Origin of the sequence: Dyella sp. 333MFSha (assembly GCF_900102405.1) — a bacterium.
In the GTDB taxonomy this organism is placed as follows: Bacteria; Pseudomonadota; Gammaproteobacteria; order Xanthomonadales; family Rhodanobacteraceae; genus Luteibacter; species Luteibacter mycovicinus.
The window spans coordinates 326,790-342,176 of sequence record NZ_FNBR01000002.1 but is presented as its reverse complement, the minus strand read 5'-3'; the positions used below and the strand labels follow the sequence as shown (position 1 = coordinate 342,176).

The following is a 15,387-nucleotide window of genomic DNA, read 5'->3' as shown; positions in this document are numbered from 1 at the left end:
ATACGCCATTGTGGCCGATCGGACGTAGACGTCGCATATACCTGCCATGGCTATGATCACCGTGAACCGCGGCTCCGACGCGATGCGCCCTGCCGCGTCCCCCACCGGAGTCATGAAATGCCGTCCACTCTCTATTCACGCAGGCCGCCCCGTATTACGGGCGTGGTCATAGCGCTTCTCGGTCTCTTTCTCGTGGGAGGCGGAGCGTGGCTCGCGGCTCTCGGAGGCTCGTTCTACTACCTCATCGCTGGCGCCGCGGTCGTAGCGACCGGCATCCTGCTCGTGCGCGGTTCGGCCAGCGCCCTCTGGCTCTATGCCGTGATCCTGCTCGGGACGGCCATCTGGGCGTTCACCGAGGTCGGGCTCGTGGGTTGGCAGCTGGAACCGCGACTGCTGGTTCCGGTGGTGCTCGGTATCTACCTCCTCATGCCCTGGGTACGTCGCAAGCTCACTCCTTCGGGCGGTGGCGTCTTCGCGGTGATCGTGGCCGTTATCGTCAGCGTCGGTCTCGGCGTGGCGGGTTTCATGCAGCCCGTCGGCACGCAGGGCGAAGCGGTCATCCGAAACATGGCGGATGGCCACGACGCCTCGGTGCCGGACAGCGACTGGCAGTTCTACGGCCGCACACCCAGGGGCGATCGCTTCTCGCCGCTTGACCAGATCAACGCGACCAACGTCAGGGACCTCAAGGTCGCCTGGACGGCGCGGACGGGCGACACCATGCGTCCGGGTGAGGACCAGGGCGGTACCGACGCGGGTCACGAGTTCAACTTCGAAAACACCCCGATCAAGATCGGCGACACGCTTTACGTGTGTACGGGCCATAGCTGGGTGGTCGCCTTCGACGCCGCCACGGGTGCGAAGAAGTGGAGCTTCGATCCCAAAGCCAATACCGATGCGGACGTCTATCTGGCCTGCCGCGGCGTGGCGTATTACGAAGCGCCGCAGGGCACGCAGACCGATTGTCCGCGTCGCATCATCGCGCCGGTACTCGATGCCCGCGTGCTCGCGCTCAACGCCGACACCGGCAAGCCCTGCGAGGATTTCGGCGAGCACGGCTTCGTTTCGCTGACGCAGTATCTCGGCCATGTGCCGGCCGGCTTCCACTTCGTGACGTCACCGCCCATGGTGCTGAAGGATCGCGTGATCCTCGGTGGCTGGGTCTACGACAATCAGGCGGAAGGCGAGCCGTCGGGTGCCGTGCGCGCGTTCGATCCGCTCTCCGGCAAGCTGGTCTGGGCGTGGGACGTCGGGCACGATCCGCAGAACTGGACGCCGGGTCCGAGCGATCAGCTGACCCGCGGCACGCCTAACGCGTGGGGCGTGTACACCGCCGATCCGGATCTGGGCATGGTCTACCTGCCCATGGGTAACGCCACGCCGGATTACTTCGGTGGCCATCGTCGTCCGTTCGACGAGAAGGTGTCGAGTTCGACGGTCGCGCTGGATATCGAAACCGGCGAGCCGAAGTGGACCTACCAGAACACGCATCACGACCTGTGGGACATGGACGTACCGACGGGTCCTTCGCTGGTCGACTTGCCCGGTCCCGATGGCGGCACGATTCCCGCCCTGGTACAGACGACCAAGCGCGGCGAGTTCTTCGTACTCGATCGCCGCACCGGCAAGCCGGTGACCGAAGTCGCCGAGAAGAAGGTGCCGACCGATACGGTGCCGGGTGACTTCGCGTCGCCCACCCAGCCGTACTCGGTGGGCATGCCGTCGCTGACACCGAAGGATCTCACCGAGCAATCGCTATGGGGCGCGACGCCGTTCGATCAGCTGATGTGCCGCATCGAGTTCCGCAAGGCGGCGTACGAGGGCCAGTTCACGCCGCCGCAGCTGAAGGACACGATCGTCTATCCGGCTTTCGATGGCGTGATCGACTGGCACGGCGCCTCGATCGATCCGTATAACAAGCTGATCATCGCCAACGCGAACTACATCCCCTTCATCGTCAGCCTCGCGCCGCGCCAGCCGGCGGAACAGAAGGGCTACGTGAAGCCGTGGGACGGCACCGGTGACGAGCCGAAGGTCGGCGGCGGTCTGGCACCGCAGTACGGCACGCCTTATGTCGGCAAGGTACATCCGTGGCTGAACCCGCTGGGCGTGCCGTGCAATCCGCCGCCGTGGGGCACACTGGCGGCGATCGATCTGGTCACGCACAAGCTGGTCTGGGAGCACCCGCTCGGCACGACGCGCGACACCGGTCCGTTCGGCACGCATACGAACGCGCCGCTGCCCACCGGCATCTTCAACATTGGTGGCAACATGACCACGAAGGGCGGCCTGGTGTTCATCGGCGCCACGGCGGATAACTACATTCGTGCGATGGACGAGCGGACGGGCAAGGTCCTCTGGCAGGCACGCCTGCCGGCGGGTGGGCAGGCGAATCCGATGTCGTACTCGGTCGGCGGAAAGCAGTACGTGGTGATCGCCGCCGGCGGGCACAGCGGGCTGGGGACCAAGTCGGGTGATTACGTGGTGGCTTACGCGCTGCCCTGAAGAGCGTCGCCGGCAGGGCCGGCTCCGGCCTCTCTGCGGGATCCGACCGGGTCGCCGCAGACAGGTAGGAGCCGGCCCTGCCGGCGATTCCCGCGCAAGGCGATTCCCGCGCAGCAAGGCCTTGAAACCTCACCAATCACCCCTACCTAGTGCGCAGAACGCCGACGAGGCGTAAGATCCGCCCCTCACCACGAGAGCCACACCATGTTCCGCTGCAAGCACGATTTGATGCTCGACCTACCGATCGCCCCTGGGGCGCGTCGCGGGTGCGCGCGCTCCGTGCAAGGTGGAACGCTGTCGTAAGACGGCGCCCGGCCTCGAAGATTCGAAAGCACCCGCAAGGGTGCTTTTTTTTGTTTCGCATTCGACCAAACCCGCCGTTTCCAGGCCTTTACCGGAGTCTCCGTGTCATGAAGAACAGCCGCGACCCCCGATCCTGACCCGTCCTGCTCTGCCAGGGGCGGCGGTCGTCGGATCGGGGAGTGCCTCGCTCGGAACCGCTTCTTCGAGCCCCTGGCGATCCCATCAGGACATCGTTAGCCATGAGTACCACCACTCGCGAAACCACCATTCCCGTCGGCCGCTGGCGCAACCTCGGCATCATCGCGCACGTCGACGCGGGCAAGACCACGCTCACCGAGCGGCTTCTCTACAAGACCGGCACGATCCATCGCACCGGTGAGGTGCACGACGGCGCGACCACCACCGACCATATGGAGCTCGAGCGCGAGCGTGGCATCACGATCGGCGCCGCGGCCGTGCGCGCGAACTGGACTCCGCAAGGTGACCAGCCGCATCGGCTGACCCTCATCGATACGCCCGGGCACATCGACTTCGCGATCGAGGTCGAACGTTCGCTGCGCGTGCTCGACGGTGCGGTGACCGTGTTCTCGGGCGTCGCCGGCGTGCAGCCGCAATCGGAAACCGTATGGCGCCAGGCGCGCCGGCACGGCGTACCGTTGATGGCCTTCGTCAACAAGATGGACCGCCCGGGCGCGGATTTCGATGCGGTGGTCGCACAGATGCGCGACAAACTCGGTGCCAATCCGTGGGTCGTCGCGCGTCCGGTGATCGAGGGCGAGCACATGACCGGTCTCGTCGATCTCGTCGGCGAACGCACATGGCGTTTCGATGACGACGGCACGCCGAGCGTGCACGGCTGGGACGGGACGGAACGTGCCGCCCATGCCGACGCACGCGCCGAACTCGTGGCCGCCGTGGCGGACCGTGACGAAACGCTTGCCGAACTCTGGCTGGCGGAACAGCCGATCGATGCCGATGTCCTCACGGCGGCACTGCGTCGTGGCACGCTGGCGGGCCTCGGCTCGCCGGTATTGCCGGGGTCCGCGTTCCGCAATGTCGGTATCGAGCCGTTGCTCGATGCGTTCGTCGCGTACCTGCCGTCGCCCCTGGATCGACCGTCCGTCGTCGCGCACACCGATAACGGTGACGTCTCGCTGGCCCCCGACGCGAACGCACCGCTGGCTGCGCTCGTCTTCAAGGTGGTCAACCAGGCACATGGTCCGCTGGCCTTCGTGCGCGTGTATTCGGGTCGCCTGCACGTCGGCGATGCCGTGTGGCGCAGCGGCACCGATCGCGTGCAGCGGGTCGGCCGCCTGGCGGTCGTGCGTGCGGAAGATACCGAAGCGGTGGACGTCGCCGAGGCGGGCGACATCGTCGCGATTGCCGGCTGGAAAGACGTCGCGACAGGCGAAACCTTGTCGGACTCGCATCGCCATGTGCGGCTGGAAACGATCCAGGCGCAGCCGGCGGTATTGTCCTGGCGACTGTCTCCCGAACGCTCGGCCGATCTGCTCAAGCTCGGGAATGGCCTGGCACGCCTCGCGCAGGAGGATCCTTCCTTCCGCGTGAGCACCGATCCTGAAACCGGCGAGACGCTGGTCTGGGGTATGGGCGAGCTGCACCTCGAAGTGATGGTCGAGCGGCTGCGTCGCGAGTGGGGTGTGCAGGTGCGCACCGGTTCACCGCGCGTGGCGTACGAGGAAACCCCCGCGAAGGCCTCGGGCCCGGTCGAGGGCAAACTGGCCAAGCAGACGGGCGGCAGCGGGCAGTACGCACGCGTGGTGCTGTCTCTGGCGCCGACCGGCGAGGATGCCAACCGGTTTGTCGACAAGACGACCGGCGGCGTCATCCCGAAGCAGTTCCAGTCGGCGGTGGAGAAGGGCGCGCATTCGGCCCTGCTCGAAGGTCCGCGTGGTTACCCGGTGGTCGGTGCGGAAGTGATCGTGCTCGACGGTCAGGCCCATGCGGTGGACTCGAACGAAGCCGCGTTCCATCGAGCGGCCCAGATCGCGGTGAAGTCGGCGCTGGAAGCGACCGGTACGGTGTTGCTGGAACCGGTGATGCGCGTGTCGGTGTCGACGCCGGGCGCGGCGGTCGGTGACGTACTGGGCGACCTGCAGCGTCGCGGTGGGCAGATCGTCCACCTCGCCGATACGCAGGAGCGAACCGAGATCGAAGCCGATGTGCCGCTGGCGCAGCTCGACGGCTACAGCACCGCGTTGCGTTCGCTGAGCCAGGGGCGCGCGTCGGCGACGGTGGCTTTCGAGGCGTATCGACCGGCGACGGTGCAGGAGGCGTCGCGCCGTTCGGCATGAATGGTGGGCGGGCCTGCTGGCGGAGCATCGCCAGCAGGCTGGCTCCCAACGGATTTGGGATCGACCGAGGCACGCTCCCCCAGATCGCCGCCTTCTGGTGGGAGCCAACCCTGTCACCGATGCTCTCCGTCCCACGAAGGGTTACCCTTCTCCCATGATTTCCTACCCCGACGCACTCGACCTCCTTCTCGCCGAATCCCGCCAGCTGGAGAGCGAGCGCGTCACGGTCGACACGGCGGCAGGACGCATTCTCGCCGCCGACATCGTCAGCCCGATGTCCCTCCCAGGCTTCGATAACGCCGCCATGGACGGGTACGCACTACGCGCACCGCGTGAGACGATCGCCGCGGGTGCGACTTATGCGATCGCGGCGATGCACGCGGCAGGCGACGGCGCCGAAGGCTATCCGGATGCCGAGTGCTGCGAAATCGCCACCGGCGCACGGATGCCGGCCGGGTTCGACACCGTCGTCCCTGTCGAGCGGTGTGAGCGCAGCGGAGGTATCGTTCGCTTCACCATCGACGAACGCCGCGGGCAGAACGTGCGTGCGGCCGGTAGCGACATCGAGGCAGGTAGCCTCGCGTTGGGTATCGGGCGGCGCATCGATGCGGCGGCCATCATGTTGCTGGCGGCACTGGGTATCGAAACGATCGACGTCGCCCGTCGGCCGCGTGTGGCCATCATCACCACCGGCAGCGAACTGCATCCCGTCGGGCCCTTGCCGCCCGGTGGCATCCACGATTCCAACGGTCCGTTTCTCGCGGCAAGCCTCGTTCGCTGGGGCGCCGAGCTCCTGTTCCGTCGTCGCGTCCCGGATATCGGCGACGCATTCCACGAGGCGGTGCGCGACGCTCTCCGGGCGGGGGCGGAACTCATCGTCACGACGGGAGCCGTGTCCGCGGGACGCTTCGACTTCGTTCCCTCGGCGCTGGCTTCGCTGGGCGCAACGACGCTTTTTCACAAAGTGGCCATGCGCCCGGGTAAGCCGTTGCTTGCCGCGCGTTTCGATCGCGGGACGATGGTGGTCAGCTTGCCCGGCAATCCGATCGCGGTGGCCGTCGGCTATCGTTTCTTCGTCGCTCCGGTACTTCGTGCCATGGCGGGTCTCGGCGCCGAGCGGTCGCAGCGGGTTCGCATGAGCGAGAGCGTCGGTATGCGCGAGGGCATGCATCATTTTGCCCTTGGCCAACGCGTCAGCGATGTCGATGGCCTCGAAGCGATTCGCCTGATGCAGGCACAAGCGGCCTATCGCATCGTGCCATTTACACAGGCGGATGTGTGGTTGAGCGCCGCCGACGCATTCGGCGATACGGCTGACGCCTGGCCGCTCGACCCGGCGGATGCGCCGTGATCGTCGGGCTCATCCTGGCGGGTGGGTTGTCCTCGCGCATGGGGGCTGACAAAGCGTCGCTCGTGATCGAAGGGCGCACTTTATTGCAACGGACGGCCACGGCGCTGCGCGCCGTCGGTGCGACGATCGTGGCGGTGAGCGGCGACCGGCCCGGCGGCATACCCGACCGGTGGCCGCGCAGCGGACCCGTCGGCGGCATCGCCAGCGCGGCGGAATACCTGCCGGATGGCGAGCTGCTGGTCGTTCCGGTGGATATGCCCCGGCTGAGTCATGCCGTGCTGGAACCGCTGATTGCTGCGCGCTCCGAGCGCACGACGGTGTGGCACGGCTACCCGTTGCCTATGCGCATGACGCTCGACGGCGCCTCGCGCATGGCGCTCGTTGAACTCATGACGCAGCCCGGCAGGACCTGCTCGGTATCGGCCCTGCAGTCTCGCCTGGGTGCGGCGCGACTCGCGATCGACACACTGGATACGCGCCTGCTGGTCAACTGCAACACCCCCGACGAATGGCGTGAGGCGAACGCATGAGAGTGCAACTGGAGAACGACACGATCCGCGTGCGCATCGACGAGGACGAACTGAGCGAACTGTTGCAGGACGTCGCGTTGCTCGGTTCGACGGCTTTCGGCACGGTATTCACCATGCGCTACGCCGTCGACGCGACCGACGCCGTGGTGTGTGGGCTGTCGGGCAATGCACACGAGTGGCGGATGGAAGTACCGCGGCTGGCGCTTGAAGACTTGCAGTCGCGCCTGCCAAGCAAGGACGGTCTGGTCTTCGATATTCCTGGATACGACACGGTGGCGACGACGGTGCGTTTCGATGTGGACGTAAAAGACAGCCTGCGTCGACGACGGGGCTGATCCATCGCGCGTCACGCGTCGGTGCGGATTACACGATGCGCTGGGGACGTGTGTAGACGTTGAAACGTCCCGGTCGTGCGAAGCCCACCAGGGTGACGCCGCAATCCGCGGCGAGGTGGACCGCCAGCGCGGTGGGCGCGGAGATGGCGACCACCACGGTGATGCCCGCGACCGCCGCCTTGGTCACCATTTCGTAGCTGGCCCGGCTGGTGATCGCGACGAAACCCTTGTTCGTATCCACGCGAGACGTCAGCAGGACGCCGATGAGTTTGTCGAGCGCATTGTGCCGTCCGACGTCCTCGCGAACGTGGATCAGCGTGCCGTCGGGGAGGGCCCAGGCAGCGGCGTGGACGGAGCCGGTGAAGGCGTTGATGGGTTGCGAGGCGCGGAGTAGTTCGAGAGCGTGTTCGATGGCGGCGGGGGTGATCGTGGGGCCTGAACCGACGGGGCCCGGGTGGCGGACCACGTCCTCGAGTTCGCGGCTGCCGCAGATGCCGCAGCCGCTGCGCCCGGGGAGTTCACCGCGGCGCGTATCGCCGGCACGGGTGGCTCCCACCGTCCGCACATCCACCGTGATGCCCTCGAGCACCTCATTCACCTCGACGGACACGATGTCGTCGGTCGAAGCGACCTTGCCTTCCGTCAACGCGAACCCGCGCGCGAAATCCTCGAGATCGCACGGCGTCGCCATCATCACCGCGAACGGCTGCCCGTCGAAATGCATCGCGACCGGCACCTCTTCGGCAAGCCGGTCGTCATCTTCCGTCGCCTGGCCGCGCTCGTAACGCAGCACGGGCCGCGTCGCGCATCCAGGCGGCGGGCGATCAGGCGACGGCATGCGGCGCCTTGCGTTTGTCGCGCGAATCCGCCGGCAGGGTGGAAGCCACGATACGCACCGGTACCGACTTGTATGCCGGTGTGCCCGAGCGGCGGTCGTGACTCTCGAGCGCGATCAGTGCATTCCCCTCGGGGTAATACATCGCCACCGAACCTTCCGCGATGTCGAACGCCACGGCCGTGAATCCACGTACGGCGCGCTCCTTGCCATCGGCCACGTTGATCCCGGTAGCGAAGACATCGATGCGATCGCCCGGCCTGAGCCCGCGCGCGGCGAGATCCTTCTCGTGCATGAAGATCACGTCGCGCCGACCGGTCACGCCGCGATAGCGGTCGTTGAGGCCGTAGATCGTCGTGTTGTACTGGTCGTGCGAGCGGATCGTCGTGAGCATCAGGTCGTCGTCGCCCAGCGGCTCGTCTTCGTCCAGACCGCGCGCGATCAGGAACTGCGCACGCTTGTCCGGTGTATCCCAGGCACGCTCGCTGGCGGCGACGCGAAGACGAAAGCCGCCCGGCACGTTCACGCGCTTGTTGAAGTCGTAGAAGATCGGAAAGACCTTTTCGATGTCGTCGCGGATCAGGTTGTAATCGCCGACGAGGCGGTCCCAGTCGACCTTCGTATCGGGCAAGGTCGCTTTGGCGATACCGCGCACGATCCAGGGCTCGGAGCGCAGATGCTCCGAGGCGGGCGTGAGCGTTCCCGCCGACGCATGCACCATGGACATCGAATCTTCCACGGTGACCGCCTGCGGCCCCGTGGCCTGCTCGTCGAGTTCCGTACGGCCGAGGCAGGGCAGGATCAGCGACTCCTTCGCAATGATCAGGTGCGATCGATTGAGCTTGGTCGCGATATGCACGGCGAGGTCGAGGCCGCGCATCGCGGCGAAGGTTTCTTCCGTGTCAGGCATGGCGACGGCCAGGTTGCCGCCGAGTGCGACCAGCGCCTTCGAACGCCCTTCGCGGATAGCGATGACGGCCGCGACCGCATCGTGGCCGTGTTCGACCGGCGGTTCGAAACCGTAGGTCTTACGGATGCCCTCATTGAGGGCCGCGTTAGGCTTCTCGGTGATGCCCACCGTGCGATCGCCCTGCACGTTGCTATGCCCACGCAGCGGACAGATACCCGCGCCCTCCCGGCCGATGTTGCCGCGCATGAGCAGCAGGTTGGCGATCTGCTGGACATTCTCGGTGCCGTGGGCGTGCTGCGTGATGCCCATGCCGTAGCAGACGATGACCTTGGTGGCCCTGGCGTAGATCCCGGCGGCGTGTTCGATCTCCGCGCGGGTCAGGCCCGACTTACGTTCGATCGCATGCCATTCGGTGGCTTCCACATCGGCGACCAGCGCGTCGAAACCGCTGGTGTTCGCCTCGATGAAGTCGCGATCGATGACGCCAGGCATGCCTTCCGCCAGCGCCTTCGCGTCCTCGACCAGAAGGTACTTCATCATCCCCTTGAGCACGGCCACATCGCCGCCGATCTTCAGCTTGTAATAGGTCGAGGCGATGCGCACCGAACGGTTGGTGATCATCTCGACCGGATGCTGCGGTGAGGTGAATCGCTCCAGGCCGCGCTCGGGGAGGGGATTGAGCACGACGATGGGCACGCCGCGTAGCGACGCTTCGCGCAGCGTGGACAGCATGCGCGGATGGTTGGTGCCCGGGTTGTGGCCGATGCAGAAGATGGCGTCGCAGTGCTCGAAGTCGTCGAGCGTCACCGTGCCCTTGCCCGACCCCAGCGACTGCGGCAGGCCCACGCTGGTGGCTTCGTGGCACATGTTTGAGCAGTCGGGAAAATTGTTGGTGCCGAACTCGCGGACGAACAGCTGGTACAGGAATGCCGCTTCGTTGGACGCGCGCCCGGAGGTATAGAACTCGGCCATGTCCGGGTCGGGCAGCGCACGCAGCGCCGCGCCGATACGCTCGAACGCGGCGTCCCACCCGATCGGCTGGTAGGTATCGCTGGCGTGGTCGTAAACGAGGGGATGGGTCAGCCGACCCAGCCCCTCGAGGGTGTAGTCGGTGAGATTCCACAGATCGGCGACCTTGTTCGTCGCAAAGAATTCCGGCTTCACGCGCTTGGCCGTCGCTTCCCACGACACGGCCTTGGCGCCGTTCTCGCAGAACTCGAACGACGAGGTTTCCTTCGGATCGGGCCATGCGCAGCCCGGACAGTCGAAGCCCTGCGGCTGGTTGACCTTGTGCAGGGCGATGGATTCGCGCGCGATCGCCATCTGGCCGCTGAGGGCGCGGGCTACGGCACCCAGGGCGCCCCATCCGCCTGCCGGGCCGTCGTAGGGCTCGAAACCCGGAACGTCTTTGTCGCTCATGCCTGTCACCTGTTGGGTACCCATGCCTTCTCTCATTCTACGCCCCGGTGGGTCCGGCGAAATTGAACGAAGGTACGGCGTGTTCACATCGCCTTGCCGGTCGCTGGCCCAACCTCCGCGCCGCTCGGCGTCCCTCCCCAGGCGCCAGGAAGAACCGACGTGCAAGCACAACAGCCGGCCACCATGCTGCATGAGGGCCTGACACCTTCGGGCGGCCTCCCCATCGGCGACTTGCGTGGGTTCGGGCGCGTGCGCGCCGACGCCGCCCTGGCGTGCCTGTCGCTCGATCGCTCGAAGCGCGAGCTGGCGTCGTCACGGGTCGATCGGTCCCTGCTGGTGCTCGACGTGGACGGCGACGTCGTCTGGGACCAGGCGTACGTGCCGGGTACCAACGTCATCGAGTCCACGGGGCGCATTGGCGGTGCCGAGCTCCGCGTCGTCGACTTCATGGCGCTGGCCGAGGGGCGGCCGGGGCAGGGAGACGCCGTCGCCGCGGGCCGTTTCGTCCGTATCGTGACCTGCACCGAGGGCGAGGTGACGTTCCGCCTCACGTGCGGGCTCGCCCTGGATGCCGCTCCGGGTCTCGAAGGGCGCACCGTCGACGGCGCCTACGTGGCGTGCTCGCACCTTCTGGATTTCAGCGACGAATGCGCTTCGGCGTCCGTGCACCTCCGCGCGGGACAGAGTGCGGCGCTGGTCATCGCCGCCGCGCCGCTGGACGGCGGTCCGGCGCTGATCGCGGACACGCTGCACGGCCTCGGTGACACCATTCATTATTGGACCTGGTGGAGCGACCGGTGCCGCTACAAGGGTGAGGATTTCGACGAGCGCCTCCGCGACGTCCTCGCGCTGAAGCTCGCATGCGCGACGGGCGCCGGGATGATCTGCGAGCGCCCCGGCGCGCATGGCTATGCGCCGGCTCCGCTGGGCGAGTGCTCCCGCGCCGCCGCGCGTTTCCTCGCGCTGGGCTACCGGCAGGAATGTGTCGACCTCCTGAGCCACGTCCATGTGCAGTCGGTGGAGGTGGATGCCGCTTCATGGGGAGCCGACGAGGCCTTCGTTTCGACGCTCGCGCACTACACCGAGCGATACGGCGATGCCGGATTGCCGCCGGCGCTTCGTCATGCGGCACTGCCGCAGACCGACCCTTTGCGCGCGGTGTGACCGCAGAATTCTGTTGATGCGTTGCATCAAAGTCATGGCGTCATGCAAGGCATGAGTTTTACGCATAGCTGATAGGCGCGCCCGGGCGTTGTTCGCCTGCCGCCGCACAGCCAGCATCGCTCCCGCCCAGCCGGTGTCCCGGCTGTCTGAAGGGGGTCTGCCGCTCATGACGTTCCACCGCATCGCCATCGTCCTGCTCGCTATCGTTGCCCCGGGCGTCGTGGACGCGCAGGCGACAACTGCTATACCGGAGCCGGGGCAGACGGCGCCGGCAACGGCGAAGGACACCCGAGGTCCCGTCGACACACTTCGCGACCAGGGTGTCTCGCTGCGTTTTGTCTGGGACAACGACTGGTTGGCCAGCGTGCGCGGTGGCGAGCGGCTCGGCGCAACCAACGGCGGCGGCGTGGTGGGCGGTGCCGATCTCGACATGGCCAGGCTGGCGGGGATCGCAGGCGCCAAAGTGCATGTCACCTTCACCCGATACTACGGGCACAGCCTTGCCGCCGAGGATATCGGCGTGATTCAGAAGGTTCAGGGCTATTGGTATCCGAAGCGCCAATGGCAGCTGGCAACCCTGACATGGGAGCAACAGTTCGCAGGCAGCCACCTCAACGTGCTCGCCGGACGGATGAACGCGACATGGCAGTTCGCGCGGTCGACGTATGGCTGTCGCTTCGTCTCGGCACCGGACTGCCCGTTCCAGCTGACCAATACGTCGGGTGGTTTCAGCGGTTTCCCGTACGTGAACTGGGGCGCCCGCGTTAAGTACCAGCCGGATGCGCGATATGTGTCGATCGGCGCGTTCGAGATCAACCCGGAGCGCAGGAACAACAACGGCCTCAACCTCGGCCTGAATGACTCCACCGGTGTGATGATCCCGGTCGAAACAGGCTACGAGACCAGCTTCGCCAACGATCCCTACCCGAGGCATCTGAAAATCGGCGGCTGGTACAACTCGGCGGACTTCACCGATCCGGAACTGAATACCCGGGGGCAGCATCGCGCACTGTCGGGTGGCACGGCGCGAACCTACGACGGTGGCCGCTACGGACTTTACGTGCTCGCGGACAAAGTGATCTGGAAGCCCGACCCGACGACCGATACTCGCCATCTCGCGATCTTCGGTTCACTGACCGGTCCGCTGGACAATGCGGAAAACTACACGCTGCAGTCGACATTCGGCGCGCTGTGGACTGGCCTTGCGGCCGGCCGTCCCAACGACTCGCTGGGATTCCAGGCGACGCTCTTCCGGTTCAGTCGCAAAGCGGTGGCCTACGAAGACGAACTCATCCACAGAAACAGCGGTACCGACGCGCGGTTCGATCGTAACGAATGGATGACCGAACTCAACTACAGCTACAAGCTCCTCCCGGTGGTGAGTCTGGTTCCCAATCTGCAGTACATCGTGCATCCGGACATTCTCGGCAACACCGTAGGCGTCAGGCGCGTTCCGGCGAATGCCATCGTTGTCGGACTTCGCGTGATGGTCAACCTGGGCGGCATCGGCAGCCCGTGAGGCAGCCTGCACGCATCTGCGCACATAATCGGGTCCCGATCACGACATGGCGCGCGAACCGACAGTGGACCTGAAACACCTGCAGAGCTTCATCCGCATCGTCGAATTCGGCAGCCTCACGCGTGCGGCCGCCACGCTCGACGTTTCACAGTCCCTGCTCAGTCGACAGGTCCGTCAGCTCGAGATCGAGCTGGGCACGCACCTGCTCGAGCGCAACGGACGCGGCGTCGTGGCCACCGATGCGGGGCGCGAACTGGTAGAACACGGTCGCGGCATCCTCCGTCAGGTGGAGGTCGCGCGCATGCAGCTCGGACAGGCTCGCGGCGTGTTCGGCGGCAAGATCGCCATCGGTCTGCCGCCCAGTGTGGGCAGCCTGCTCACCGTGGATCTGGTGATGCGTTTTCGTGAACGCTATCCCGCCGCGCAGATCAGCGTGGTGGAGGCGCTGAGCGCCAGCCTGCTGGAATGGCTGCAGCTCGGCCGCCTCGATTGCGCCTTGCTGTACAACCCGTCGGTCAATGCGAACATGCGTTTCCGACATGTGCATTCCGAAGAGCTCTACCTGATCGGCAGCCGGAACGACGGGCACTCGATGCCCGAGAACGTGCCTCTTGCCACGCTGGGTCAGTACCCGCTGATCATCCCTTCGCCGCTGCATTCCGTCCGTCAGCTGATCGAGGCGGACGCGGCGCGTTACGGCGTACCGCTGGACGTAAGGCTGGAAATCGACTCGGTGCGCTCGCTGCTCGATCTGGTCGAACGCGGGGTGGGCTACGGTGTGCTTTCGCGTAATGCGGTGCTGTCGCGGCGTGGGCCGCATGACCTGCATGCCGTGCCGATCGTGATGCCCAATATCGTGACCCGGCTGGTGGTCGCGACACCCACGCAGCGACCGATGAGTCCGATCACGGAACGCGCGCTGCTGCTGGTCGACGAGCTGATAGCCGAAGGCAAGCTCGATCCTCCGACCTGATGCTGCAATGCACAATACGCAAGACTTAGGCGATGGTATGCGAATAGCGCATATCAGATAGGCAGGGCATCGCGTTGTTCATGGGGCCTCGCGGGACGACCATCGTCGCTGTTATTCCCGAACGGCGTCCTGTATCGATGGCTCATGAGATTCCCTGCTGGTACCTGCGCGGCGGCACGTCCAAGGGTCCGTTCTTCCTGGCCCGCGACCTCCCCGACGATACGGCCACACGCGATGCGGTCATTCTTGCGGTCATGGGCTCGCCCGATGAGCGCCAGATCGACGGTCTGGGCGGCGCCAGGACGCTGACCAGCAAGGCCGGCATTCTTTCGATTCCTGCCGACGGCGTCGCCGACCTCGACTTCCTGTTCGCTCAGGTCGGCATCGCCGACGCGCGCGTCGATACCACGCCCAACTGCGGCAACATGCTGGCAGCCGCGTTGCCGGCCGCTATCGAAGCCGGGCTGATCGCCGCCGACGCGGGGACGACGACGCGCCGCGTGCGCACGGTGAACACTGGCGTCATCGCCGAAATCACCATCGTCACGCCCGACGGCGTTCCGATGTACGACGGTGACGCCCGTATCGATGGCGTGCCGCGCCCGGCCGCGCCGGTGACCTGTCGCTTCCTCGATACGGAAGGCTCGCTCACCGGCAGCCTGCTGCCCACCGGCAACGTACGCGACACGGTGGACGGCATCGAGATGACCCTGATCGACAACGGCATGCCGGTCATGATCATCGCGGCGGCCGATCTGGGCGTCCGCGGTGACGAGACCCCAGCCGAGCTCGATGCGAACGACACGCTGAAGGCTCGCATCGAGGCGCTGCGCCTGAAGGCCGCGCCGCTGATGAACCTCGGCGACGTCAGCACGAAGCCGGTGCCCAAGATCACTCTCGTTTCGGCGCCCCGCGCCGGTGGAACGCTCGGCACGCGCACCTTCATCCCGCACGACTGCCACACGTCGATCGGCGTGCTGGGCGCGGTCACCGTCGCCACGGCCGCGGTGCTGCCGGGCTCGGTCGCGTTCGACCTGGCGACACAGAGCGAAGGCGACACACGCACGCTCTCCATCGAACACCCCACCGGCGAATTCAGCGTCGAGGTCGGCCTCAAAGGTCACCGCGTCGTACGCGCCGCGCTACTTCGTACGGCCCGCCTGCTCATGCGCGGCACCGTTCCCGTCTCACCTTCGATCTGGCGCGGACCTGCCGCCTGATCCTTCCC

11 protein-coding genes are annotated in these 15,387 nt (G+C 66.3%); 9 read left to right on the top strand and 2 right to left on the bottom strand.

The genetic code is table 11. The features are described from left to right. Positions 1-117: 117 nt before the first annotated feature. The 5 genes from BLT40_RS08835 to BLT40_RS08815 all read left to right on the top strand — a co-directional run bounded on the left by BLT40_RS08835 (position 118) and on the right by BLT40_RS08815 (position 7,339). Positions 118-2,505: a membrane-bound PQQ-dependent dehydrogenase, glucose/quinate/shikimate family gene (locus BLT40_RS08835; protein ID WP_090352704.1), complete on the top strand. Its 2,388-nt coding sequence runs from the start codon at positions 118-120 to the stop codon at positions 2,503-2,505. A 542-nt stretch (positions 2,506-3,047) separates the two neighbouring features. Beyond that, complete coding sequence (gene fusA / locus BLT40_RS08830) at positions 3,048-5,123, top strand: elongation factor G (protein ID WP_090352703.1); 2,076 nt, start codon at positions 3,048-3,050, stop codon at positions 5,121-5,123. Between the two features lie 154 nt (positions 5,124-5,277). Beyond that, positions 5,278-6,474: a molybdopterin molybdotransferase MoeA gene (locus BLT40_RS08825; RefSeq protein WP_090352702.1), complete on the top strand. Its 1,197-nt coding sequence runs from the start codon at positions 5,278-5,280 to the stop codon at positions 6,472-6,474. Further along, a complete protein-coding gene (locus tag BLT40_RS08820; RefSeq protein ID WP_255363979.1) occupies positions 6,471-7,004 on the top strand; it encodes a molybdenum cofactor guanylyltransferase in 534 nt (177 codons plus the stop codon). Before BLT40_RS08825 ends, BLT40_RS08820 begins: the two co-directional genes overlap by 4 nt. After that, positions 7,001-7,339 (top strand): hypothetical protein, encoded by a 339-nt coding sequence (locus tag BLT40_RS08815; RefSeq protein WP_139382633.1) that lies wholly within the window; start codon positions 7,001-7,003, stop codon positions 7,337-7,339. Before BLT40_RS08820 ends, BLT40_RS08815 begins: the two co-directional genes overlap by 4 nt. A 28-nt stretch (positions 7,340-7,367) precedes the next feature. On the opposite strand, the gene fdhD is transcribed toward BLT40_RS08815, so the two are convergent. Both fdhD and BLT40_RS08805 read right to left on the bottom strand, forming a co-directional pair. Further along, positions 7,368-8,177, bottom strand: coding sequence for a formate dehydrogenase accessory sulfurtransferase FdhD (gene fdhD, locus BLT40_RS08810; protein WP_090352701.1), 810 nt, complete (start codon positions 8,175-8,177; stop codon positions 7,368-7,370). Continuing rightward, the gene (locus BLT40_RS08805) at positions 8,164-10,503 is read right to left on the bottom strand and encodes an FdhF/YdeP family oxidoreductase (RefSeq protein ID WP_090352700.1); all 2,340 of its coding nucleotides are present in this window, start codon (positions 10,501-10,503) and stop codon (positions 8,164-8,166) included. Before BLT40_RS08805 ends, fdhD begins: the two co-directional genes overlap by 14 nt. 159 nt (positions 10,504-10,662) lie before the next feature. Here BLT40_RS08805 and BLT40_RS19945 point away from each other — a divergent pair, with 159 nt between their 5' ends. The 4 genes from BLT40_RS19945 (at position 10,663) to BLT40_RS08780 (ending at position 15,379) form a co-directional block, all read left to right on the top strand. Next, positions 10,663-11,667, top strand: coding sequence for a glycoside hydrolase family 15 protein (locus tag BLT40_RS19945; protein WP_143025858.1), 1,005 nt, complete (start codon positions 10,663-10,665; stop codon positions 11,665-11,667). Positions 11,668-11,833: 166 nt separating this feature from the next. After that, the gene (locus tag BLT40_RS08790) at positions 11,834-13,186 is read left to right on the top strand and encodes a carbohydrate porin (protein ID WP_090352697.1); all 1,353 of its coding nucleotides are present in this window, start codon (positions 11,834-11,836) and stop codon (positions 13,184-13,186) included. Positions 13,187-13,232: 46 nt separating this feature from the next. After that, a complete protein-coding gene (locus BLT40_RS08785; RefSeq protein WP_218124538.1) occupies positions 13,233-14,159 on the top strand; it encodes a LysR substrate-binding domain-containing protein in 927 nt (308 codons plus the stop codon). Positions 14,160-14,296: 137 nt separating this feature from the next. After that, complete coding sequence (locus tag BLT40_RS08780) at positions 14,297-15,379, top strand: 4-oxalomesaconate tautomerase (protein WP_090352696.1); 1,083 nt, start codon at positions 14,297-14,299, stop codon at positions 15,377-15,379. The last annotated feature ends 8 nt before the right edge of the window (positions 15,380-15,387 follow it).

Excerpts from the sequence above, each read along its gene's own strand:
- BLT40_RS08835 (WP_090352704.1), top strand. The coding sequence starts at position 118 with ATGCCGTCCACTCTCTATTCACGCAGGCCGCCCCGTATTACGGGCGTG.
- fusA (WP_090352703.1), top strand. The coding sequence starts at position 3,048 with ATGAGTACCACCACTCGCGAAACCACCATTCCCGTCGGCCGCTGGCGC.
- BLT40_RS08825 (WP_090352702.1), top strand. The coding sequence starts at position 5,278 with ATGATTTCCTACCCCGACGCACTCGACCTCCTTCTCGCCGAATCCCGC.
- BLT40_RS08815 (WP_139382633.1), top strand. The coding sequence starts at position 7,001 with ATGAGAGTGCAACTGGAGAACGACACGATCCGCGTGCGCATCGACGAG.
- fdhD (WP_090352701.1), bottom strand. The coding sequence starts at position 8,177 with ATGCCGTCGCCTGATCGCCCGCCGCCTGGATGCGCGACGCGGCCCGTG.
- BLT40_RS08805 (WP_090352700.1), bottom strand. The coding sequence starts at position 10,503 with ATGAGCGACAAAGACGTTCCGGGTTTCGAGCCCTACGACGGCCCGGCA.
- BLT40_RS08790 (WP_090352697.1), top strand. The coding sequence starts at position 11,834 with ATGACGTTCCACCGCATCGCCATCGTCCTGCTCGCTATCGTTGCCCCG.
- BLT40_RS08785 (WP_218124538.1), top strand. The coding sequence starts at position 13,233 with ATGGCGCGCGAACCGACAGTGGACCTGAAACACCTGCAGAGCTTCATC.
- BLT40_RS08780 (WP_090352696.1), top strand. The coding sequence starts at position 14,297 with ATGGCTCATGAGATTCCCTGCTGGTACCTGCGCGGCGGCACGTCCAAG.